The organism is Streptomyces katrae (assembly GCF_000966975.1).
Taxonomy (GTDB): Bacteria; Actinomycetota; Actinomycetes; order Streptomycetales; family Streptomycetaceae; genus Streptomyces; species Streptomyces katrae.
This window is the reverse complement of record NZ_JZWV01001501.1, coordinates 1-225: the sequence shown is the minus strand read 5'-3', so window position 1 is coordinate 225 and position 225 is coordinate 1. Positions and strand designations below refer to the sequence as shown.

Here is a 225-nt window from a genome sequence, read left to right as displayed (position 1 = left end):
GGCTGATCGCGACCGGACTGTTCGTGTGGCAGCTGACCGACTTCCTGTACGCGGACATCGGCGGCCCCTCCACGGTCCTGACCGGTGTGATCATCGGGCTCGCGGCCTGGTGGGCCCTGCCCTCCACCGGCCTCGCGGGCGGCCGGCCCGCCGACGGGCCGGCCGCCCGGTGACCGACACGACACCCTGGCGGAGGCCCGCGGCCCCGGCGACCGACGTCGCCGC

The 225-nt window shown here is 76.9% G+C and carries 1 pseudogene; it reads left to right on the top strand.

What is annotated here, in order from left to right:
* Positions 1-173: pseudogene (locus tag VR44_RS49400) on the top strand (O-antigen ligase family protein); the annotation flags it as partial.
* Between the last annotated feature and the right edge of the window lie 52 nt (positions 174-225).